The organism is Halobaculum sp. MBLA0143, assembly GCF_041361465.1.
Taxonomy (GTDB): Archaea; Halobacteriota; Halobacteria; order Halobacteriales; family Haloferacaceae; genus JAHENP01.
Genome location: NZ_JBGKAC010000001.1, coordinates 90,510 through 111,456 on the forward strand (window position 1 = coordinate 90,510; position 20,947 = coordinate 111,456).

General features: G+C 67.5%; 22 protein-coding genes. 9 read left to right on the top strand and 13 right to left on the bottom strand.

Going from position 1 to position 20,947, the window contains the following annotated elements:
• Positions 1 to 18: 18 nt before the first annotated feature.
• A complete protein-coding gene (locus RYH79_RS00520; RefSeq protein ID WP_370895202.1) occupies positions 19 to 2,133 on the bottom strand; it encodes a heterodisulfide reductase-related iron-sulfur binding cluster in 2,115 nt (704 codons plus the stop codon).
• A gap of 85 nt (positions 2,134 to 2,218) precedes the next feature.
• On the opposite strand from RYH79_RS00520, the gene RYH79_RS00525 reads away from it, so the two are divergent.
• Positions 2,219 to 2,812, top strand: coding sequence for a conditioned medium-induced protein 4 (locus RYH79_RS00525; RefSeq protein ID WP_370895203.1), 594 nt, complete (start codon positions 2,219 to 2,221; stop codon positions 2,810 to 2,812).
• A gap of 1 nt (position 2,813) precedes the next feature.
• Here the strand turns inward: RYH79_RS00525 and RYH79_RS00530 are convergent, their stop codons facing one another.
• The 5 genes from RYH79_RS00530 to RYH79_RS00550 all read right to left on the bottom strand — a co-directional run bounded on the left by RYH79_RS00530 (position 2,814) and on the right by RYH79_RS00550 (position 7,356).
• Entirely contained in the window at positions 2,814 to 3,257 is a 444-nt protein-coding gene (locus tag RYH79_RS00530) for a universal stress protein (RefSeq protein ID WP_370895204.1), read from the bottom strand.
• Between the two features lie 251 nt (positions 3,258 to 3,508).
• On the bottom strand, positions 3,509 to 4,312 hold the full coding sequence (locus RYH79_RS00535) for a 2-amino-3,7-dideoxy-D-threo-hept-6-ulosonate synthase (protein ID WP_370895205.1): 804 nt from the start codon (positions 4,310 to 4,312) through the stop codon (positions 3,509 to 3,511).
• Between the two features lie 49 nt (positions 4,313 to 4,361).
• On the bottom strand, positions 4,362 to 5,213 hold the full coding sequence (gene trpA, locus RYH79_RS00540) for a tryptophan synthase subunit alpha (protein WP_370895206.1): 852 nt from the start codon (positions 5,211 to 5,213) through the stop codon (positions 4,362 to 4,364).
• The gene (trpB, locus tag RYH79_RS00545) at positions 5,210 to 6,493 is read right to left on the bottom strand and encodes a tryptophan synthase subunit beta (RefSeq protein WP_370895207.1); all 1,284 of its coding nucleotides are present in this window, start codon (positions 6,491 to 6,493) and stop codon (positions 5,210 to 5,212) included. The genes trpA and trpB overlap by 4 nt, the downstream gene beginning before the upstream one ends.
• Complete coding sequence (locus RYH79_RS00550) at positions 6,490 to 7,356, bottom strand: indole-3-glycerol-phosphate synthase (protein WP_370895208.1); 867 nt, start codon at positions 7,354 to 7,356, stop codon at positions 6,490 to 6,492. The genes trpB and RYH79_RS00550 overlap by 4 nt, the downstream gene beginning before the upstream one ends.
• Before the next feature lie 93 nt (positions 7,357 to 7,449).
• Here RYH79_RS00550 and RYH79_RS00555 point away from each other — a divergent pair, with 93 nt between their 5' ends.
• Positions 7,450 to 7,776 (top strand): DUF5783 family protein, encoded by a 327-nt coding sequence (locus tag RYH79_RS00555; RefSeq protein ID WP_370895209.1) that lies wholly within the window; start codon positions 7,450 to 7,452, stop codon positions 7,774 to 7,776.
• Positions 7,777 to 7,797: 21 nt separating this feature from the next.
• On the opposite strand, the gene RYH79_RS00560 is transcribed toward RYH79_RS00555, so the two are convergent.
• Complete coding sequence (locus RYH79_RS00560; protein WP_370895210.1) at positions 7,798 to 8,613, bottom strand: transcriptional regulator TbsP domain-containing protein; 816 nt, start codon at positions 8,611 to 8,613, stop codon at positions 7,798 to 7,800.
• A 149-nt stretch (positions 8,614 to 8,762) separates the two neighbouring features.
• Between RYH79_RS00560 and RYH79_RS00565 the strand changes: the two genes are divergently transcribed.
• The gene (locus tag RYH79_RS00565; RefSeq protein ID WP_370895211.1) at positions 8,763 to 8,969 is read left to right on the top strand and encodes a hypothetical protein; all 207 of its coding nucleotides are present in this window, start codon (positions 8,763 to 8,765) and stop codon (positions 8,967 to 8,969) included.
• Positions 8,970 to 8,972: 3 nt separating this feature from the next.
• Here RYH79_RS00565 and RYH79_RS00570 read toward each other — a convergent pair whose 3' ends face one another.
• Entirely contained in the window at positions 8,973 to 11,210 is a 2,238-nt protein-coding gene (locus RYH79_RS00570; protein ID WP_370895212.1) for a hypothetical protein, read from the bottom strand.
• A 137-nt stretch (positions 11,211 to 11,347) separates the two neighbouring features.
• Here RYH79_RS00570 and truA point away from each other — a divergent pair, with 137 nt between their 5' ends.
• A complete protein-coding gene (gene truA, locus RYH79_RS00575) occupies positions 11,348 to 12,163 on the top strand; it encodes a tRNA pseudouridine(38-40) synthase TruA (protein WP_370895213.1) in 816 nt (271 codons plus the stop codon).
• 21 nt (positions 12,164 to 12,184) lie between these two features.
• Here the strand turns inward: truA and RYH79_RS00580 are convergent, their stop codons facing one another.
• On the bottom strand, positions 12,185 to 13,021 hold the full coding sequence (locus RYH79_RS00580; protein ID WP_370895214.1) for a substrate-binding domain-containing protein: 837 nt from the start codon (positions 13,019 to 13,021) through the stop codon (positions 12,185 to 12,187).
• Between the two features lie 163 nt (positions 13,022 to 13,184).
• Between RYH79_RS00580 and RYH79_RS00585 the strand changes: the two genes are divergently transcribed.
• On the top strand, positions 13,185 to 13,781 hold the full coding sequence (locus RYH79_RS00585; protein WP_370895215.1) for a Yip1 family protein: 597 nt from the start codon (positions 13,185 to 13,187) through the stop codon (positions 13,779 to 13,781).
• Positions 13,782 to 13,793: 12 nt separating this feature from the next.
• Here RYH79_RS00585 and RYH79_RS00590 read toward each other — a convergent pair whose 3' ends face one another.
• Entirely contained in the window at positions 13,794 to 14,702 is a 909-nt protein-coding gene (locus tag RYH79_RS00590) for a PfkB family carbohydrate kinase (RefSeq protein ID WP_370895216.1), read from the bottom strand.
• The gene (locus RYH79_RS00595) at positions 14,699 to 15,100 is read right to left on the bottom strand and encodes an acyl-CoA thioesterase (protein ID WP_370895217.1); all 402 of its coding nucleotides are present in this window, start codon (positions 15,098 to 15,100) and stop codon (positions 14,699 to 14,701) included. The genes RYH79_RS00590 and RYH79_RS00595 overlap by 4 nt, the downstream gene beginning before the upstream one ends.
• Positions 15,101 to 15,186: 86 nt before the next feature.
• On the opposite strand from RYH79_RS00595, the gene RYH79_RS00600 reads away from it, so the two are divergent.
• On the top strand, positions 15,187 to 15,768 hold the full coding sequence (locus RYH79_RS00600) for a DUF7090 family protein (RefSeq protein ID WP_370895218.1): 582 nt from the start codon (positions 15,187 to 15,189) through the stop codon (positions 15,766 to 15,768).
• A 39-nt stretch (positions 15,769 to 15,807) separates the two neighbouring features.
• Here RYH79_RS00600 and RYH79_RS00605 read toward each other — a convergent pair whose 3' ends face one another.
• Positions 15,808 to 16,860 (bottom strand): ABC transporter ATP-binding protein, encoded by a 1,053-nt coding sequence (locus RYH79_RS00605; protein WP_370895219.1) that lies wholly within the window; start codon positions 16,858 to 16,860, stop codon positions 15,808 to 15,810.
• A gap of 123 nt (positions 16,861 to 16,983) precedes the next feature.
• Between RYH79_RS00605 and RYH79_RS00610 the strand changes: the two genes are divergently transcribed.
• From RYH79_RS00610 to RYH79_RS00620, 3 genes are all read left to right on the top strand, one after another.
• A complete protein-coding gene (locus RYH79_RS00610; RefSeq protein ID WP_370895220.1) occupies positions 16,984 to 18,102 on the top strand; it encodes an ABC transporter substrate-binding protein in 1,119 nt (372 codons plus the stop codon).
• Between the two features lie 250 nt (positions 18,103 to 18,352).
• Positions 18,353 to 19,141 (top strand): ABC transporter permease, encoded by a 789-nt coding sequence (locus RYH79_RS00615; RefSeq protein ID WP_370900708.1) that lies wholly within the window; start codon positions 18,353 to 18,355, stop codon positions 19,139 to 19,141.
• A gap of 1 nt (position 19,142) precedes the next feature.
• Complete coding sequence (locus RYH79_RS00620; protein WP_370895221.1) at positions 19,143 to 20,063, top strand: ABC transporter permease; 921 nt, start codon at positions 19,143 to 19,145, stop codon at positions 20,061 to 20,063.
• A gap of 3 nt (positions 20,064 to 20,066) precedes the next feature.
• On the opposite strand, the gene RYH79_RS00625 is transcribed toward RYH79_RS00620, so the two are convergent.
• On the bottom strand, positions 20,067 to 20,918 hold the full coding sequence (locus RYH79_RS00625) for a DUF7089 family protein (RefSeq protein ID WP_370895222.1): 852 nt from the start codon (positions 20,916 to 20,918) through the stop codon (positions 20,067 to 20,069).
• Positions 20,919 to 20,947: the final 29 nt, after the last annotated feature.

Genomic DNA, 20,947 nt, shown 5'->3' on the forward strand with positions numbered 1-20,947 from the left:
ATATCCTAATCTCTTTTTTCAGTCGGCGGCCGCAGAGGAGTCGCCCGTCGCGTCATTGGCGACGACGGCTCCGTTCTGTTCGAGCGCCTCACACAGCAGTTCCGCGATGTCGACGATCTCGATGTCGTCCTCGTAGTCCCCGGTCTTGCGGCCGTCCTCGTACATCGTCCCGCACATCGGGCAGGCGACGACGAACTTCTCGACGGCGTCGCCGGCGTCCGTGTCCTCCAGGGCCTCGCGGAGGCGTTCCTCGCTGGGCTTGGTGTGTTGGTCGTTGTCCGTCCAGAGCCCGCCGCCGCCGCCGCCACAACAGAAGGAGTCCGAGCGGTTGCGCGGCATCTCGTGGAGGTCGACACCGGTCGCCCGGATCAGCTCCCGCGGGGCCTCGTACACGTCGTTCATCCGGCCGAGGTGACACGGGTCGTGGTAGGTGGCGGTGTAGTCCAACTCCGACCCGGAGAGGCCGAGCCGGCCGTCGTCGACGAGGTCCTCGATCACCTCAGTGTAGTGGAACACGGGGTCGTCGAACTCCGAGACGGCGGGGTACTCGTTGCGGAACGTGTTCATCGAGTGTGGGTCGGTCGTCACCACCGTCTCGAACTCGCACTTCGAGAACGCCTCGGTGTTGTCCTCGACGAGCATCTCGAACAACCCCTCCTCGCCGACCCGACGCACGTCGTTGCCGTCGTGTTGTTCGTCCTCGTAGAGGATACCGTAACTGATGCCGGCGCGCTCGAACAGCCGGGCCAGCGACCGGGCGACCCGTTGATTCTGCTCGTCGTAGCTGGGGTACTCCCCGACGTACCAGAGGAACTCGACGGACTGTTCGCGGGCGTCCGGCACCTCGAAGTTGAGGTCGTCCGTCCAGTCCGGCCGGTTGCGGGCGGGGTCGCCGAACGTGTTGCCGTTCTGGAACACGTTCATCATCGCGTCCTGGATCTCCGGCTCCATCTGGCCAGTCTCCGTCAGCCGGCGGTTCATCTGTGTGAACTCCGAGACGTGTTCGATGTCCACCGGACAGGCGTCCATACACGCCATACAGGACATACACGCGTTCATCGACTCCGCGTCGACGACGCTGTCGCCGCCGTCGGCGACGATCTCCACCTCCTCCGTCCGGCCGGCGTCCAGGTCCTGTCGGTACTGTTTCAGGTCGAGGATCACGTCCCGCGGGTCGAGGTCACGACCGGAGGCCTTGGCCGGACAGGCGGACGAACACCGGCCACACTTCGTGCAGGCGTCCTGGTCGAGCAGGTGTCGCCAGGAGAAGTCGTCGATGTCGCCGTAGCCGATCTCCTGGGGGTCGGCGTCGTCCGGGACGCCCGGCAGACGGACCCCCGCCTTCTCGTCGCGGGTGACGACGTTCGCGAACGACGACAGCATGTGGAACGGCTTGGCGAACGGAATCAGGGCGATGAAGCCGAAGGCGAGCAACGAGTGGCTCCACCACGTCCAGTGGTACAGCGTCTCCGCGAGCCCCGGCCCGACGCCCAGCTCGGCGAAGACTCCCGCCAGGAAGAAGCCGACGAACGACACCTGCTCGTAGGCGGCGAACTCCGCGGAGCCGACGATCCGGAACGCCTCCAGCACGTAGCCGCCCACGCCGAGGACGAACAACGTCCAGACGAAGGCGTCGTCCTCCAGCGAGGTGTGTTTCCCCCAGAGCCGTCCTTCGCGTTCGGCGTACCGGCGGTAGATTGCCATCCCGACACCGACGACGAACAACAGTCCCATCGCGTCCATCACGAAGGAGTACGAGAGGTAGAAGTCGCCGACGAAGAAGGACTCACCCGTGACGAGCCGGTAGAAGTCGATGTCGATCCCGAGGATCGTCGTCCCGATCAACAGGGTGAGGAACCCCCAGACGATGAACGAGTGCATCACGCCCGCGTACAGGTCGCGGTCGAACTGGTTGCGGTTCGAGGCCACGATGCTCGCAGCCGTCGTCACCCGCTTCGGGAGGTCGTCTAGACGCGGGAACCAGTCGTCGGCACCCCGTCGGTAGCGCGCGAACCGGCCGTAGGTCCCGTAGGCGAACAACAGGATCGCAGTCGCCGCGAGGTAGTAGAAGACGGCCTTGCCCAACGGGCCGATCGTCCAGAACGTCTCGCGTGTCACCTGTTCCGCTGGCATATCCGAACGCGAGGCTGCCGCGTGGATAAACCTTGGTACGTACTGCCGTCAGTCTCTTTGGCCTCCGCCGACTGTCTCCGTCTCGATGGACGAGAAGACGGCCGAACTCCGGGATATCTTCGTCGAGACGACGGGTGAAGAGAGCGTCACGGAAGACCAGTCGGCCGACCGTGGCTCGTTGCTGGACGACCCGGACGACGACCGCGTCCGGGCGGTCCTGGCGACGCTCCGCGAGGAGACGGCCGTCGAGACGGACCTGCCGCTGGACGCTCACGAACGGGTCGTGCGGCTGTTCTTCGAGGGGCTGTCGGACGCGGAGATCGCCACCGAACTCGACTGTTCGGCGGAGGCGGTGTTCCGGGCCCGGTTGGACGCTCACCTCGTGGCGCCTTCGGACCGCGAGACCACGCTCGACCGGGACAGACTCCGTCGGCTCGTCCGCGAAGAGATCTCGCTCGCCGAGCGGGCGGCGGCCGTCGACGCCGACGAGACGACCGTCACATGCCAGTCGGCGGTGATCGAGGCGGAGATAGCGTCCACGCGGCACAACCACCGGTTCCGCGACGAGTTGGCGACGCTGCTGTCCGACGCGCCGCTGGCGGACAAGCTCGCGTCGGGTGCCCGCGAGGACGGACTCCGCGAGGCGACCGAAGACATAGAGACGGACGTTCAGCTGTAGTTCAGTCCTCGCGCCGGACGAACGTCACGGGACACGGGGCAGACAGGAGTACGTCCTGTGCGGTCGACCCGAAGACGGCCTTCCCGGTCGGCGAGCGGTCGCGGCCGCCGACGACGACTCGATTGGCGGCCAGCTCCTCGGCGACCGTGGCGACGACGCTGCCCGGATCCCCCACCCGACCGTCCACGGCGACGCTCACGCCGGACGACTCCAGGGCGCGTCTGACCGCCCGGACGGAGTCGAGCCGCTGTGCCAGGTCGCTCGTCGACCCGTCCGTGTAGCCCAACTGCGCCGCGGTCTCGTCTGCCGCCTCCTGTGTTCGGAAGGCGTGGACGATCGTCAGCTCCGCGCCGGCGTCTGCCAGTTCGACGCCGATCTCCGCCAGCCGCCGTGTTCTGTCGCCCTCGTCTCGCCCCACCGCGATCACTGCCGACTCGATGCTCATACCACTCGTTGGGGCCGCTCGAACAAAAGGCTACCGAATATTTACTCGATAGTGAATAACGATCTCCAGACGACTGCGTAGGGGTGACGCAGACGGCAGTGACAGCCCCGAACGGGGGGTGTGGCGCCACGGTGGCCGTACGACGACACGGTCGGTACCCGGTCGGTCGTCGGAGAGCCGTCGCTAGCGGTCGTCAGAGAAACGTCGCTGGCGGTCGTCGGAGAGACGGCGAGACGGAGCGCAGACGGGCGTCAGCCCTGTAGCTCTGCGAGGTGGAGCGCGTCTTCGGCGTCGGCGTCGTCGTGGACGACGGCGGAGACGGCGCGGGTGATAGCCTCCGGGTCGTCGTGCTGGAAGATCGACCGCCCCATCGACACGCCGGCGGCGCCGGCGTCCATCGCCCCCCGGACGGCCACCAGCGTCTCGCGGTCCCCGTCCGGCTCTCCGCCGGCGATGACGACCGGGAGCGCCGTCGACTCACAGACGTGCCGGAAGCTGTCCGGGTCACCGGAGTAACCCGTCTTCACCACGTCTGCGCCCACCTCCTCGGCCAGTCGGACGGCGTGACCGAGGTACTCGGCGTCGTGCTCTGGGTCGTCACCCTCCAAGTTGGCGCCGCGGGCGTACGCCATCGCCAGCGTCGGTACCCCGTAGTCGGCGGCCGTCTCCGTCAGCTCCGCGAGGAACGCCATCTGTTCGCGCTCGTAGTCGGAGCCGACGTTGATGTGCATGGAGACGGCGTCGGCGCCGGCCCGGATCGCCCCCTCCACGCTGCCGGTCGGCCGTTTGTCGTTGGCGTCCGGGCCGACCGCGGTGGAGGCGTTGAGGTGGACGACGTAGCCGGCGTCGTTCGCGTTGGGGTGGACGCGGGGCGCGATCCCCTTCTGCGTGAGGACGGCGTCGGCGCCGCCGCGTGTCACCGCGTCGATCGTGTCGCCGATGTGTTTCAGTCCGTCGACGGCACCCAGGGTGATCCCGTGGTCCATCGGGACGATCAGGAACCGATCGTCCGTGGAGATGCGGTCGAGTCGTGCGGCGTGTCCAGCGTGGTTCATGCGGTAGTCTGCGGTCAGCGGCGGGAAGTTCCTTGCGAACGATCCCCGATCAAGACCCTTCGGGTCGCGGCACGCGTCGCTCGTAGCCCCGACGCGCTCCCTCCGTCAGCTCCTCGGCGAGCGCGGTCAGATCCGCCGCGACCGCCTCCGGGTCGCGGTCCCGTTCGTAGCCGTCTGCGACGATCTCTACGAGCGCCGAGCCGACGATGATCCCGTCTGCACCCGCCTCGACGATCTCTGCCGCCTGGTCGCCGTCGGAGATGCCGAACCCGACCGCCTTCGGCACGTCGTAGTCGGCGAGTCGTTCGAGCGACTCCGCCGTCCGGTCGGACGGCTCCACGTCGGCGCCGGTGACACCCAACCGCGCCTGGACGTACAGGTAGCCCGAGGAGATCTCGACGAGCTTCGCCAGCCGCTCGTCTTCCGTCGTCGGGGCGACGATGGAGACGAGATCCAGCCCGAACTCGTCACAGGCGCGCCGCAGCGGTCCGGCCTCCTCGGCCGGCAGGTCCGGCACGACGAACCCGGACAGCCCCGCCTCGACCGCCCGCCGCACCGCCGGACGCGGGCGTTCCTCACCGTCTTCGGTCTCGCCGTACTGGTACAGGAGGTTGTAGTACGTCATGCAGACGAGCGGCACGTCCACGTCCAGCTCCTCGACGAACTCGAAGAACCGCTCTGGGGTGATCCCGGCGTCCAACGAGCGCACGACCGCCTCCTGAATCGTCGTCCCTTCCGCGATGGGCTCCGAGAAGGGGAGTCCCAGTTCGATGGCGTCGGCACCCCCCTCGGCAAGCGCCTCCACGTACCGCAGCGAGTCCTCGTAGTTCGGGTCCCCGACCGCGAGGTACGGGACGAACGCCGGGCCGTCGCCGAACGCCGAGTCCAACTCACTCGTCATAGACCACCCGTGAACTCCGACATCTCCGGCGCGTTCTCCAGGTCGCGTTGCTCCGTCTCCTCTAGGGCGGCCGCGAGGTCCTTGTCGCCGCGCCCGGAGACGTTGACGACGACTAGATCACCCAGTTCGTCGTGGTGCTCCTCCAAGTACCCGAAGGCGTGGGCCGTCTCCAACGCCGGGATGATCCCTTCGCGCTGTGAGAGCCGGTGGAACCCTTCCAGCGCAGCGTCGTCGTCGACGTTCACGGGTGTGACGCGCCCCTCGTCGACCAGGTGGGCCAGCTCCGGCCCGACGCCGGCGTAGTCCAGCCCGGAAGAGACGGAGTGACTCTCTACGATCTGGCCGTCGCCGTCCTGGAGCAGTTTCGTCCGGGCGCCGTGGAGCACCCCCTCCGTCCCGGTCGACAGCGACGCGGAGTTGGGTGCGACCCCCTCCTCCTCGTCGACCGCCAGCGACGAGCCGCCCGCCTCGACCGCGTACAGATTCACCCCGGGGTCGTCCACGAAGTGGTGGAACGTCCCCATCGTGTTCGACCCGCCGCCGGCACACGCCAACACGCCGTCCGGGAGCCGGCCGGTCTCGCGTTGGAGCTGGTCGCGGGCCTCCTCGGAGATGATCGCGTGGAAGTCACGCACCATCACCGGGAACGGGTGCGGGCCGACGATGGAGCCGATCACGTAGTGGGTCGTCTCCACCGTCGTCGCCCAGTCGCGCATCGTCTCGGAGATGGCCTCCTTCAGCGTCCCGCGCCCGGTCGTCACCGGCACCACCTCCGCGCCGTTGATCTTCATCCGGAACACGTTGGGTCGCTGGCGGGTGATGTCCCGTTCGCCCATGTAGATCTCACACGGCATGTCCAGGTGGGCCGCGGCCATCGCCGTCGCCGTGCCGTGTTGGCCGGCGCCCGTCTCGGCGATGATCCGGTCTTTCCCCATGTACTTCGCCAGCAGGACCTGGCCGAGCGCGTTGTTCAGCTTGTGGGCGCCGCCGTGGAGCAGGTCCTCCCGTTTGAGGTAGACGTCCGTGTCGTACCGCTCCGAGAGGTTCTCCGCGTACTGGAGCGGGGTCGGTCGACCGCCGAAGTCCCGAATCCGTCGTCGGAACTCGTCTCTGAACCCGTCCTCGTTGTTCAGCACGTACCGCTCGTAGGCGTCTTCCAGTTCGCGCAGCGCCGGCATCAGCGCCTCCGGCACGTACCGACCGCCGTACTCGCCGAACTTGCCGTCGCCCGCTCGTGTGCGATCCGTCTGTGTCGTGGGTGTGTGCTCTGCGTCGCTCATCTGTCGCCCCTCGTGTCTGTCACGTCCGTCGTTTCGGCCTCCGCCGTCGTAAATCGACGGGTGTTGTCCGTCACCAGTTCGCGTGCTGCCGTCTCGTCTGTGGCCGCCTCGACCCCGTCGACGACGGCCGACCCGATCAGGAGCGCGTCCGCGCCGGCAGCCCGCATCCGTTCCGCGTCGGTCGCCGTCGACAGCCCGCTCTCGGCCAGCAGCGTCACGTCCTCGGGGGCGTCCGGCGCGACCCGCTCGAACGTCCCCAAGTCTACCTCCAAGGCCGCCAGGTCGCGGTTGTTGACGCCGATCACGGACGCGCCCGCCTCCACTGCGGCCGACAGCTCTGCCGGCGTGTGAACCTCCACCAGCGGCTCCATCCCTCGGTCGCGGGCGGCGGCGACCATCGTCGCTAGGTCGTCGGCGCCGTGGCCGGCCGCGTCCGGCTCCGGCCCCAGGAACCGCGCGATCAGTAAGACGAGGTCGGCCGCGACGGCGTCCAACTGCGACTCCCGGAGCAGGAAGTCCTTCCGCAACACCGGCACGTCGACGGCCGACCGGACGGCCCGCAAGGCGTCGACGGAGCCGCCGAAGTGGTCCGGCTCCGTCAGGACGGAGATTCCGGTCGCCCCGCCGGCGACCATCGCCTCCGCCAGCGCCGCCGGGTCGGCCTCCCGTGTCCCGTCCGTCGTCGGACTGGTCGGTTTCACCTCCGCCACCACCGGCACGCGGCCGTCCGCCTCCGTGGCCGCGACCGCCTCCGGCAGCGACCGTGCGTCGGCGACGCGTCCGGCACCCTCCCCGTGGTCTCGGTCCGCGGTCGCGGCGAGGATCGACGCGACCGCCGGCGCGAGATCCCGTGACGTGTTCATCCGTGTACGTCAGTGGCGTTATCTGTACAAAAGAGTTGCGTCGCTCGCGGGCGCGACCGCCGAACTTACGACCGGACCGACCGAACGCCGAACATGGCCGAGTTCGACCCCGAGAAGTTCGAGGAGAAGTACGCCCACTACTTCACGGAGCTCCAGCGGGCGTACAAGAACGCCTTCGAGAGCATGAACGACCAGTACGACTCGGAGCTGATCCACGGGATCGACCAACAGATCCTGAACGAGTCGGAGCCGTTCTACGACGAGGAGACCGGGTTCCGGGTGGAGCTGCCGGACGACCCGACCGAACGGCTGACGGCGGTCGTCGTCGACGACGAGAAGCTCCGGGAGACGCTGGACCGGTACGTCGACGAGATCGAGACACACCTGTACGAGGTGTTCGACATCCAGCCGCCGGAGTGACGGACGGTCGTGCCGTGGTCGTCAGTAGACGACGTTGGTGACGAGGTTCGACAGCCCGTTCCGGTCGACTTGGTCCCGGTAGTCGTCGGTGAACACGAGCCGCTGGCGGGGCCGACCCATGTCCAGTGTCACCTTCTCCGTCGTGATGACGCCCATCTCCTCCAGCTTCCCCTTCTTCCGGGAGAAGGTCGCCTTGCTGGCGAGGCCGATGTCCTCGCCCCACTTGCTCACGTCGTAGTGGAGCAGTTCGTGTTTGGCAGCGACCAACAACGACGCCATCACCTCGTCCAGCTCCGAGGTGTCGCGCGCGTCGGCCGCGCTGTCGAGCACGTGGTCGAAGTCACCCCGCGCCTCCGGGGCGAACTCCGTGTCCATCGTCTCGCGCACGGTCGTCAGCGACGGGGTGCGGAGGTCGAACGACTCGGCCGCGTCCCAGTTGCGCTCACACCAGCCGTACACGTCCGTCACGAACTCCTCGGCGCGCGTGATGGCGGTCCCCGCGGCCGTGTCCACTTGGACCGGCACGTACACCGAATCGGGGGTGGCGAACACCGTGGTGTTGTCCGTCGGTTCGCGTTCGGCGAGCGCCAGGCTGCCGGCGTCGATCAGGTCCGCGGCACGCGAGGCGACGAGGAAGTCACGCCGCACCTTCCGCAGCTCCTCGCCGACGCCGAGGACGCGCACCTCCGGGAGATCGCCGTCGTAGTCCCCGGCCGACGCGACGAGCTGTTCGACGTCGTCGGCGGTGGCGTTGGTTAGGTACACCGTCCCGTCCGCCTCGGCGAACAGGTCCGCGAGCGTTCCCTCTGGGCCGTCCGGTACGAATTCTGCACTCATTGCCGTACAGCCTCTACGCACCCATGTTACTTAATACCACTGGTGGGGACGTGTAATACATTCGTAAGTACCCGCTCCTGCATAATTGAGACTGGTAATTAACGATGTATGTCACAAGATATAAGTTCTGTCGGCTGTACCGTGGGAACATGGCACAAGGGAAGCTCGAACGGCTGCTCTCGTCGCGGCTCACAGGTGCACTGCTGGCTCGTCCCCGACTGGCGATGCTGGTCGTGTTCCTCGTCCTGTTGGTGGCGTTCCAGGGTGGGGCCGCGGCGCTGGACGGGGGGTCTGGAGGGTGTGAGTACTTCTGTATGGACACACAGGACAACTCTAGCACGAACAGCGGACCCTGACCGTCAGACGCCGTCTATCTCCTCCAGAATCGTCTCGGCCCAGTAGAGGTCTCCTTCGTGCACGACTGGTCCTCCGAATCCGTTCAGGTAGCGCTTCAGCTCAGAAAGATCTTTCATGTATATTCGAGACGTTCCCAACAGGTGTTGTGGGTCGCTGTCTTCTTCGAGCGAATCGTGCACCTCTGCACCCGTGATCCACGGCGAGGACTGCTCGATTAACAACGAGTACGTGCCGTCGTCGTTCGTCGAAATGAAGAACGCTTCCGGCACCAGGGAGTCGTTCTGTGTCAGGACGTGTGTCCCGTCGCCGACGACGGCGTAGTCTTTCGGTGTCAGCAGTTGGCCGCGGGTGTAGTCTAACGCCCGCTCGATACAGAATCCGTTCATGATGAGCCGGGCGAACGCTACCCCGACTTTCACCGCGTCGTCGTTGGTGACACTCTCGAAGGTGACGCCGCCGCCGACGCTCCCTTTCCGGACGAGCTGTCTCCCCTCCGGGAAGGAGCCACAGGCGTTGAGGAAGAACGTCTGGGCGTTCGACTCCCGGAGCGTCGACGCCGAGAAGAACCCGTTCGTACACTCCAATCCCTTCTCGTCCCGGTGGCCGATAAAGTGGACCAGATCGTTGCGCCGTTCGAAGATCCGAGCCAACTCGCTCGTCGAGACGTTCTCTCGCAGCGTCAGGTCGATGTTCAGGTCCTGTGCCCGGCGCCGGTAGTGGCCGACGATCTCCTCCGTCTCGTCGCGCATGTCCGCCTCGTCGGCGTCCGACAGCCCGAGACTCCGCTGGCCGCTGTCGTTGACGACCGCCACGACGGACAGGTCCGAATCCGGATCGTCGAGGTACTTCTGGCGGTTCTCGTACGCCTCCGGCAGCGTCTTGAACACGTCGATGGGCACCTTCTCGGCGAGCCAGCCGTGTGTCTTCCCGGGTCCGAGTGTCGGCTTGACCAGATCAACGTTGGAGATCTCCCGCGTGACACGCAGCGTCTCGTCGGTCCCTTCGACACGAGGGTGTTCCGTCGGCCCCGAGCGGCTGGGGGGACGCTCGACGGCAGACTCCGCCGGGTGGCTCTTGGTCCCATCGGCGTGCCAAGCGTTCTCCCAGTCCACGTCGTAGCCATCGTTGACGGTGAGCCGGAGCCACTCTTTCTTCGACAGCGACTCCGACTCCGGCGCGAACAGGTGCGGGACGTTCGACAGGAGGTGCGGCAGCGTCTCGACGGTGTCGTACGTCGGCGCGACGTGCATCCCGAGGTGCCACTCCGGGAAGGCGTCCCGCACGTCCGCGAACGGGACTTCGAGGTAGCGGGTGACTCGCTCCGACATCGACGCGTCGTACATCCTGTCCGTGTCGAGCCCGAGCTCGTCGCCGACCCACGAGACTGACAGCTCCCCGCCGTGTGGGCCAGCACTGCGCGCGAGACAGTCGAGGTGGAAGGTTCGCTCCAGCAACGCAGCGACATCGTGTTGATACTGCCGGCCACGTCCCAACCGTTCGATACACCCGTCTACGTCGAGGTACGGGTCGATTCCCGAGACGACCTCGAATCGTGCTCCGAGATAGTGTGCCAGCGACGCGCCGGTCGTGAGGTACGTCAAGTCCGGCGGCACGACGAGTTCGATCCCGGTGTTCGGGCGATTCTCCCGGATCGACCGCGGGACGTGTGTCGTCTCCCCGAACTCGACGTACGGCGGCTGCTCGCGCATCGATGGCCACGTCCGATCCGGCGATGTCGTGTCGTTGCCGACCGCCAGCGCCGACAGCGCCGTCGCCACCCCCTCCGGCGTCCGTTCGACGGTCACCAGCTCGTCGGGCACGTCCACGCGGCTCTCGAACCCGATGGACACCCGACGCGACTCCGGGAACTCGATCCAGGCCCGCCGGGAACTCTCTATCCGTAGCGTCGCCGGCCCGTGGAACCGGACGAACGCTCGAACCCCAGCCCCGATGCGGACCAGGTACGACTCGGCGTCGAGCTGGAGCCGGCCGTCACTCAGAGTGATCTGCTCTCCCCCCGACAACGGAATAGCGACGAGGAGGACCGGCGGGAACCCCAGTGTCGACGCCGACCCGGCCACCGTCACGTCCGGGTCGTCCGGTCCGGTGTCCTGCTCCGACAGCGCCGCCGCTACCGAAGGCGGGTCCTCGGTCCCACCCCACCCCTCCGTCTCCACTGTCACGGTGTTCTTCGCGGCGTCGACGACCCGGAAGCCACCGTTCGTCCACTGGAGGCGCACGTCTGTGCTACCGTGTAGTCGACGTATCGTACTTTTGCTTTCTTGTCTACGTATCGATTCTGATACTCTGAAAGTCTACGGCGGTGATAACTACGAATCTCCGTAAGCGGGAAGCCGACGGCGGTCGGTGTTCGGGTGTGCGAGCCTACCGTGTCGCCTACGACGGCCGCCCGTTCCACGGGTTCCAGCGCCAGCCGGACGTGTCGACCGTCGCCGACGCGTTGTTGGACGCGCTCGTCGAGTTGGACCTCCTGGCTGCCGGCGGCGACGGTCCAACCCGGCCGACTCCGCCGGGGTACGCCGCCGCCGGCCGAACGGACGCGGGCGTGTCGGCGCTGGCACAGACTGTCGCCTTCGAGGCGCCCGACTGGCTCTCGCCGCGCGCGCTGAACGCCCACCTCCCGGAGAGCGTCCGGGCGTGGGCCGTCGCCGACGCCCCCGACGCGTTCCACGCGACACACGACGCCGTCCGCCGGGCGTACGTCTACCACCTCCACGCGCCCGCAGCCGACCCCGATCGAGCACGGACGGCGGCCGCCCGCCTCTCCGGCAGTCACGACTTCCACAACCTCACCCCGGACGAGACGGGAACCCGCCGCGACCTCGACTGTCGCGTCGAGTCCGGCCGGACGCTCCGGGTCCGTGTCGCCGCCGACGGCTTCCCCCGGCAGCTCGTCCGCCGGCTCGTCGCCGTCGTTCGGGCGTTCGCCGCCGGGGAGTGCGACGACGACCGACTCGACCGACTCCTCTCGGCGACGGCCGTCGACGGTCCCGAAGGCGTCGCCCCCGCCCCGCCGGCGGCGTTGTTGCTGGCGCGGGTCGACTACCCCGAGCTCTCGTTCACCCCGAACGAGACAGCCGTCGCGGACGTGCGCCAGTTGTTCCGGGAGCGGCGTCGCCGCGGGCTGGCCAGCGCCGGCGTCGCCGACAGCGCCCTAGACGACCTGGGGTAGCCCGCGGCCGAGCGGGGCCGCTCACGGCTCTCGGACGACCGGCAGCGACTCCGGGACACGGAACGATCCCCCCAGCCAGTCGCCGGCGACGAGCGCCTCGAAGACCGCCCCCGTCGCCGGCCGCTCCCCCAGCAACGCGGCCCCGTAGGTGATCGGCTTCCCGCGGACGACCTGTCCGGACGGGAGTTCGTACGACTGTGTCGCGTAGTGGTCGGCCAGCCGCGGGACCGCGAGGTTCACTCGCGGCGGGAGTGGCCGGAACGAGACCCCGTGGTCGACGGCCATGTTGCGGTAGGCGACGGCGGCGTCGACAGAACCAGTCTCCACGAGCGCGAGCAGCTCCGTCTCCGGGACCAACTGATCCGGCGACAGCAACGCCGGGTACTCCCGCTCCCACCGCTCGGCGGCCAGCGCCAGCGCGAACAACGTCCGGTAGCCCAGTGGGTCCGCGTCCGGGTCCGTCCGGGCGAGTCGTGCCTCGTCGGCGAACAACGGGTCCAACGGCACCGGCGCGTCGCCGACCCGCCGCCCGACCGGGGTGTCCGCGTGCGCGACCACCAGCGAGTTGGCCGCGAACGCAGTGTAGCGGTCCGCGAGCCCCTCGAACAACACCGGGTCCGCCAGGACGAGCAGATCCGGCTCCCGCAGGCCTTCGGCGACTAACCGGGCGCAGGCGGCCGACCCACGCGTCTCGACGCTCAGGTCGACGTCCACCTCCTCCCGGAACCGAACGTCGAGCGCGCGCTGGAGACTCCCGGCCGCGAGCACGGACACGGAGTCGTCGTCGCGGCCCGCACAGCCGGCTGCCAGAGTCCCGGCGACGGCCGCGCCACCGGCCAGTGCACGGCGCCTGCTCACTCGATGCGAGTGATCCGTCACTGCCTGCACCGTTCGTTCGCTGCGTATCTGTCTCTTTCTGTTCGGAGTATCGGCCACGACGACGGTGGTTACCCTCCGTGTCGGATTCCGAGACGAGATACAGTGTGTCAAAGTTGAAGTTACACGGTGTGAACTCTGTCCCGTGAGCTACCTCACCGACCCCGACGAGTTCTTCGCACAGCGCGCAGACGACCCAGACTGGCTCCTGCCGGTCCTGCTCGTGTTCTCCGCCGGGTTCCTGCCGGCCATCGGCTCCTGGTACGCCATCCAACAGATCTTCTCTGGGGGTGGGGTGGGAATAATCGTGGCCGTGTTCGGCTCGGCGGGGGCGCTCGTCGGCGTGTTCCTGCTGTGGATCGTCGGTGCGGCGGTGTTCCACGGCGTGTCGGCGGTCTTCGACGGCGAGGGGTCGTTCTGGCGGACGCTGTGGCTCTCCGGGTGGGGGTACGTCCCGTCCGTGATCGCCGGCGGCGCGACCATGGTGGCGCTCCTGCTGGCCGCGTCGACGCTCCCGCCTGCCACGACCGGCCAGGAGTTCGTCCAGGTCAACATGCAGCTCCAGACGCACCAGTACGTCCAGTGGGCGTCGTACTTCGGGCTCGTCATGTCCGTCTGGCAGGGTGTGATCTGGGCGTTCGCCGTCCGACACGCTCGCGGGCTGGAGCTGCGCGAGGGCGCAATCGCCGTCGCCCCGTTCGTCCTCGCCAACCTCGGGTTGACGCTGCGGGGGCTCCTGTAGCGGTCAGGCGGCTCAGCCCCCATCCGGCGGCGGGGTCGCGCCGGCGTGCTCACACGCCCGGCTGCCGGCTTCGACCCCGCGGCGGACGGCCGCCCGAAGCGTCGGCGCCCTGCCGATCGCCGCCGCGAACGTGCCGGCGAGAGCGTCGCCCGCGCCGGTCGTGTCGACGACCGGCACCGTCGGCGCCGCGACTCGGAACACCGGGGTGTCGAGGCCGCCGACGAACGCCGTCGCTCCGCCGGCGCCGTCCGTCCGGACGACCGTCGCCCCCCGTTCGGCGGCGGCCGTCAGCGGGGCACGCAGTCGGTCGAACTCCGTCTCGTTCGGGACGAACACGTCGACGGCGGGGTGTTCGACCAACGGCTCGGCGCCCGCCGCCGGCGACGGATCGACGACCACGGTCGGCCCGTCGGCCGGGAGCGCGTCCAACAACGCGGTCGTCGCCTCGACGGGCACCTCGTTCTGGAGGAGGACGGCGTCGGCTCGTCGGAAGCGGTCGATCCGTTCGACGGCGTCGTCGGCGTCCAATCGGTCGTTGGCCCCCGCGAGCACGGCGATCCGGTTCTCGCCGTCTGGCGCCACCCAGACGTACGCAGCGCCGGTCGCCTCACCCCGGACGGCCAGACGCGCCTCGACGCCCGCGGCCGCCAGGCGGTCGGCGAGCCAGTCGGGGGCGTCCGTGCCGACGGCACCACACAGCAGGGTGTCGGCGCCGGTCCGGGCGGCGGCGACCGCCTGGTTCGCTCCCTTCCCACCGAGGGCGGTGTCGTCCGTCCGGAACCCCGTCGGCGGCACGGAGACGACGCGCGTCTCCCCGGCCGCGGGGACGGCCGAGTCGTCGTCCAGTCGGGTGATCTCGTCCGCGTCGACGCGACACAGCCGGTCGACGTTGACGCTGCCGAAGACGGCGACGCGGCTCACGACTCCGGCGGGTCGGCGTAGTCGGCGGCGGCAGTGCGGAGCCGGTCCGGCAGCGCCGCCGGCTCCCCGTCCGCGCCGACGGTGACGAGGACGGTCTCCCCTTCGGCGACGGTCCGGCCGTCCCGGCGGACCTCGTAGGCGAACGTACAGCTCGTCTCCCCGGTCTCGGGGGTCCACACGAGGACGGTCACCGGATCCGTCCCGGCGAGCGGCGCGTGAAACTCCAGAGACAACGACGCGAGCACGGCGTCTGCCTCCGACAGCTCGACGCCGACGGCCTCGCGGAAGAAGTCGTTGCGGGCCGTCTCCAGGTAGCTGGCGTAGACGGCGTTGTTGACGTGGCCCATCGGGTCTAAGTCACGGTACCGCACCGCAACGGTCGTCTCGAACGGTGACACGAACCACCGTTGTGCGGGGGCGGTCTTGATGTCGGCGGTCCGTCGGCTCCCGACATTATAAGTCGACGTCGCCCCCACTGAGTCGTATGGACTACAGCCTCGTGATCGACGAGACGGAGACGACAGTCCCGGGCGGGACGGGTCTCCTCCTGTTGCACCCGAGCATCGGCGAGACGGACCGGATCGACACGGACTTCCTCCGGACGGACACCGACAACTTCCTCGTCGTCTCCACCCGGACCACTGCACGCGAGGTGGAACAGAAGCTCGAACACTACGAGGTAGACGAGTCGACCGCGGAGATTCTCGACACGATCTCGGTCGACAGGGGGTACTCCCGGCGGGGGAGCGACCACCTCCACTACGTCTCTGCGCCCGACGACTTGGACGGCGTCGTGAACAACGTCGACGCGTTCCTCGCGCGCCACGACGGCAAACGCCGGGTGAGCGTCGACTCCCTCACGGAGATGGCGTACTACGCCGACGTCGACAGCGTGTACGACGCCACCGACCGACTGCTAGACGTGCTCGCCGACCACGACGCAGTCGGCCTGTTCCACCTCTCGAAGGAGGTTCACGACGAGGCTACGCTCGACCGTTTCCGGGAGTTGTTCGACGGCGTGATCGACCTGGACGACGACGGCGACGCGACCGTGACGCTCTCCTGAGACGGGGTTCGCCGTCGCCCCGCGCGGTGACCGACAGACTCAGAAGACGACCGGCGCACCGTCTTCGACCCGGACTCCGACCCGTTCCCCGGTGTCGACACCGGTGTCACGCCCCTGGACGACCACCTGTAGGGTCGTCACACTCCCCTCTGGCTCGAGAACGTAGTTCGTCTGGTCACCCTGGAAGAACCGCTCGCGGACGGTCGCGGCACACACGCCGCCCTCACACAGGTGGAACTCCTCCGGACGGATGGAGACTGTCACTTCGTCGCCGTCGTCGGCGTCCGGGGCGGGCACGGTGAACCCGTCGTCGACCACCGCCACCGGCTCGCCGTCCCGGCGTTCGACCGTCGCCGAGAGCAGGTTCGTGTCTCCGATGAAGTCGGCGACGAACTCGCTCGCGGGACTGCGGTAGATCTCCTCCGGCGGGCCGACCTGTTCGAGACGGCCCTCGTTCATCACCGCGATCCGGTCCGACAGGCTCATGGCCACCTCCTGATCGTGGGTGACGTAGAAGGAGGCCCCCTGTGTCTTCTCGTGAATCCGTCTGAGCTCCACCTGCATCAGTTTCCGCAGCTTGCGGTCCAACGACGAGAGCGGTTCGTCCAGCAACAACACGGACGGCTCGTTCACGAGCGCCCGTGCGAGGGCGACGCGTTGTTGCTGCCCGCCGGAGAGATCCGACGGGCTCCGGTCTGCGTAGCCGGCGAGGTCGACCAGTTCGAGGTACCCCTCCACGAGCTGTTCACGCCTCGTCTCGTCGACACCGTCCTTCTTCAGCCCGTAGCCGACGTTCTCGCCGGTCGACATGTGCGGGAACAACGACAGCTGCTGAAATACGAGGTTCGTCTCCCGCGCCTCCGGCGGGGTTCCGGACATCGACCGGCCGTCGATGTAGACGTCACCGTCCGTCGGCCGTTCGAACCCGCTTATCATCCGGAGCGTGGTCGTCTTCCCGCACCCCGACGGTCCGACGAGCGTGAAGAACTCCCCGCGTCGAACGGAGAAGTCGACTCCTTCGACGGCCGTCACGTCGCCGAACTCCTTGCGGACCCCGTCGAGTTCTACCAGCGTGTCTACGTCCGTCGACATCGTCTGTTCCTCTGTCACACGATACATTAACCTACCGGAGACACTGGTAGCGCTCTCACTGACTGTCGTCTATCTCTCGACAGGATAGGATTTATATCGAGAGGGTAGTAACGGCTACGCAGTATGTCCGAGACAAGCGTTACCGACACGCACGAGCCGACGAGCAGCCGACGCCGGTATCTCGCGGCCGTCGGTGCCGCCGGGGTCGCGGCGACCGCCGGCTGCGCCGGCAGCAGCGGGACGACGACGATCAACGTTCTGACCTGGGAGGAGTACGCCGATCCGGAGATCAGAGACCGGATCGAGTCGGAGCTGGACGTGAGCCTGGAGGTCACGAAGTCGACGTCCTCCTCGAAGATGTTCTCCTCGTGGAACTCCGGCCAGTCGGAGCAGTACGACATCGCCATCCCGAACAACAACTACGTCCCGAAGATGATGGACGCCGACCTGGCCGCGCCCGTCGAAACGGACGTGATGTCGAACTACGGCGACATCTACGACCGGTTCGACGCGTTCGCCGACACGCAGTTCACCGACGGGAACGAGATGTACGGCGTCCCGATCCGGTTCGGCTGGTACGGCTACTCGTACGACTCCCGTGAGATCTCCGAGGACCACGAGGAGAGCTACGACATGCTGTTCGACGAGGAGTACAGCGGGAACATCGTCATGTACAACGACCACTTCAAGTCGATGTCGGCGACGGCGTTGTACCTGGGGTACCAGGACGCCTTCGAGGGGTCGTCGATCACGCTCTCGGAAGACCAGCTCGCAGAGGTGAAACGGACGATGATCGATCAGAAGGAGATGCTCCAAGGGTACATCGCCGCCGACCCGACGTACATCAAGCAGTTCAAGCAGGGGAGCTTCACGATCGGCCAGTCCGGTCGCAACGAGATCGTCGAGATGTGGTCGAACGACAACACGTGGCCGCGGATGGCGACGCCGAAAGAGGGGTCGTTGGCGTGGTTCGAGGCCGCGGTCGTCTCGGCCGACTCCGAGAACAAGACCACGGCCTGGGAGGTGGTCAACGAGTACATCGGCGCAGAGAACGGCGCGACTCTGGCGAAGGTCGGCTTCTCCCCGTCGGTCAACCCGTCGACACAACAGAACCTCTCGGAGGAGGAAAACGAGATGTTCGGCTCCATCGACCCGTCCCGGCTCGACGGGATGATCCCGTTCAAAGCCGTCGAGAACGAGGAGGCATGGCTCACCGCCTGGGAGGAGATCAAGTCCGCCTGAGTGACGCCGACACGCGACGCGACGACCCGACTTCGACCGAGACTCTCTCACCGACCAGACACCGATAGATGACACGACCCACGACACACGACGATCCGACGGTCACGACGGACGAGACGTAACGATGGGGACACACAACGACACCGACGACGACACGCCGTTTCTCCGAACGGAGCTGGGGAAACTGCTGTCGACGACCGGTCCAGCGGGCGTGTGGCTCGGACTGCTGTTGGCGCTGCCGTTGACGTTCATGGTGACCGTGAGCTTCGTGAGCGTCGACGACAGCTACGACATCGTCTGGCAGGCGTCACTGGGGAACTACAGCCAGCTGTTCGCGGGACAGGGTGCGTTCTGGGAGAGCTCCTTCTTCGAGTCGCTGGTGTTGTCGTACGGTATCGCGGCCGTGACGACAGTGCTGTGTCTCGTGTTGGCGTTCCCGTTGGCGTACCTGTTGGCACGGAAGGGCGGTCGACTGTTCAAGATCGTCGTCTTCCTGGTGTTGTTGCCGTTCTTCACGATGTACCTGGTGCGGGCGTACTCGTGGCTGTTGATGTTCGGTCCCAGTGGCGTGTTGAACGACGCGCTCCTCCGGGCGGGAGTCGTCTCGGAGCCGCTGGCGATCTTCGACTTCGGTGTGCCCGCGATCGTCGTCGGCCTCACGCACGCCTACTTCCCGTACATGTTGTTGTCGCTGTACGCCAGTCTCGACGGGATCGACTTCTCGCTCGTCGAGGCAGCCCGCGACCTGGGTGCGTCTCGGGTGGAGGTGTTGACGGACGTGATCCTCCCGTTGTCGCTGCCGGGGATCATCAGCGGCAGCCTGTTCGTGTTCGTCCCGGCGCTGGGGGCGTTCGTCACGCCGCGGTTCCTCGGACAGGGGAAGGTGTTGATGATCGGCCAACTGATCGAGGAACGGATCAACTCACTGTACGCCATCGGCTACGGGAGCGCGGCGTCGATGTTCATCGTCGTGACCATCGTCGCCGCCTTCGCCGTGGCGTTCCGGTACGTGAGCGTCGACGAACTGGGGGGTGTCTGACGTGGCGACAGACGTCGACACCGGTGAGCCGACGGACGAACACGTCGGCCAGACCGGGACCGCCGGCGCGGGGAGACTGCTCGACCACGGCCGCCGCGAGTGGCTCTACAGCCGCCTGTTGTACCTCGTCGCCGGGCTCCTGTTGGTGTTTCTGTGGGTCCCGTTGGCGGTGATGATCTTCCTCTCGTTCGCGCGCAACGCCAGCACGCTGTTCCCGTTCGAGGGGTTCACCCTCCAACACTACACCGCGACGTTCGCCGACGCGGGGCTGATGCGTGCGTTGTTCAACAGTGCCCAGGTGGCGACCCTGTCGGCGAGTATCGCCACCGTGCTCGGTGTGTTGGCGTCACTCGCGTTGGCACGCCGGGAGTTCCGGCTCGAGCAACTGTTCCGCACGTTCGGTATCGTCCCGATGATCGTTCCGGGCGTGGTGTTCGGGATGGCGATGCTGATCTACTTCCGAACGCTGCTGTCCGCGCTGCCGGTCGTCGGCGACCTGTTCGTCCCCGGGTTCCTCACGCTGGTGTTGACCCACTCGGTCTACGGGTTCCCGTTCGTGTTGTTGCTCGTCTCCGCACGACTGTACACGTTCGACGAGTCGTTGGAGGAGGCGGCCCGCGATCTGGGTGCCGGCCCGTTGGAGACGTTCCGCGACGTGACGCTGCCGGTGGTCGCGCCGGCGGTCGGTGCTGGCTTCCTGTTCGCCTGGATTCGGTCGTTCGAGGACTTCATCCGGGCGTTCTTCGTCAAGGGGACGATGGACGTGTTGACGACGTCGATGTTCTCGATGATCAAGTACGGGGCCGCCCCGAAGATGAACGCCATCTCCTCGTTCGTCGTGTTCGTCGTCGCCTGTGTGCTCGCGGTCGCGATGAACCTCGGCAACGTCACCGACTACGTCGCTGGCGGCCCGGAGGAGTAGCTCTCACTCCTCCAGCTGCTCGTACGTCTTGTGCGCCCACTCGACGGCGAAGTCGGCGCCGTGATCGCGGTAGGCGGCGGTGTCGAGCGCGCCGAACGGCGCCGGCAGCTCCAACCCGTGTTTCACCGCGGCACAGGCGTACTCCGTGGCCTCGGGGAACGTCGTCTCCCCTCGCGCGATCTCGCCTGCGAGGTCGTCCAGCCGCCCGGCGAGCCGGTCGCCGGCGTCGACCCAGGCGTCGAACAACGCCGGGTGGGTCGGCAGCTCCCCGACCGACTCCGTCCCCGACACGTCGGCCAGCGCCGTCGCCGGGTCGGTCTCCGAGTCGGGGTCCCAGGACGCGAACACCTCACGCGTGTGGAGTCCGGCCCAGGCGTCGAACAGTGCGGCCGCGAGCTGGTAGGTGTCGGCCGGGTCCGTCGGTGTCGTCTCGGCGAGGTCGGTGTACGACGTGCCGAAGAACGGGAGGAACTGCTCGGGAACGCCGACGGCTAGCTCCACGAACGCCTCCGCCAGGAGGAACTGGAGGAAGTCGTCGGGCGTCCCCTCCGCACGGCGCTTCACCAGGACGGTCGGCGGCGTCGTCTGGCGGCTCCAGACGACGGTGCCGTCGCCGGGCGTCCCGATCGTGAAGTCCGTGCCAGCGTACCGACGCAGGATCTGGGGAGCGTCCGGCGGCAGCCACTCCGTCGGGTACGTGGCGGGGTCCAGCCCGTCGGCGAGCAGGCCCAGTTCCTCTGCGGTCTCTGGCGGGAGCGTCTCGAAGTCGGCGGCCACGTCGAGCACGAGACAGTCGGGGGCGTACGCCTCCTGGACGGCAGCAGCCGGCCCGGAGAGTGAACGGCTCTCGAACACGACCGGACGGACGGGCTCCGGAGACAAAA